1 protein-coding gene and 1 pseudogene are annotated in these 770 nt (G+C 74.0%); both read left to right on the forward strand.

Features of this window, described 5'->3' with window-relative positions; translation table 11 throughout:
* A pseudogene (locus tag TN53_RS46300) lies at positions 1-117 on the forward strand (GNAT family N-acetyltransferase); the annotation flags it as partial.
* Positions 118-175: 58 nt separating this feature from the next.
* Positions 176-770 (forward strand): fructosamine kinase family protein (locus TN53_RS41355; RefSeq protein ID WP_046264043.1); only part of this gene is annotated, 595 nt, incomplete at its 3' end.

Here is a 770-nt window from a genome sequence, read left to right on the forward strand (position 1 = left end):
CTGCAGGGCAGCGCGGCCCGGCGGCTGTACGAGCGGCACGGATTCACCACCGAGTCGCAGGACCCGGTCGACGTGTTCATGGTGCGCGAGCCGGCATACGGCCCGGGCGGTGGTTGATCACGTCGGGGCCCGGCTCGACGGATGACGGTGCGGAACGGGACCGGCGGAGGGCGTAGTGCGCGAGGAAGGTGACGGGCCCGGGGCTGTGGCCGCGCGGCTCACCGGGCATGCGGTGGTGGCTCAGCGGCGGTTGACCGGTGTGGTCACCGAAGTCGCGCTGGACGGTGGGCCGGTGGTCGTCAAGGAGGCCGGGAGCGCGAGGGCTGCGCGAGCCGAGGCCGCCGGGCTGGGGTGGCTGGCCGATGCGGGGGCGGTGCGGGTGCCGGTCGTTCACGGCCTTGACCGGCAGTGGTTGGTGACCGGTTGCGTGGCGGAGGGGCGGCCGAGCGCTGGGGCCGCGGTGCGGTTCGGCCGTGAACTCGCCGGGCTGCATGCCGCTGGTGCGGCGAGGTTCGGGGCACCACCTCCCGGTGGCGATGCCGAGGCGTACATCGGGCTCGCACCGATGCGGAATGTGCCGGGGAGCGACTGGCCCCGCTGGTACGCCGAGTACCGGGTGCTGCCCTATCTTCGTCAGGCTGTCGACCGTGGCACCGTGCTGCGCGACGAGGCGGTCGTGGTGGAGCGGGCCTGCGAGCGCCTGGCCGACCTCGCCGGGCCGCGCGAGGTACCTGCGCGACTGCACGGGGATCTGTGGAGCGGCAATGTGC

Source organism: Streptomyces sp. WM6386, assembly GCF_000972385.1.
Classification (GTDB): Bacteria; Actinomycetota; Actinomycetes; order Streptomycetales; family Streptomycetaceae; genus Streptomyces.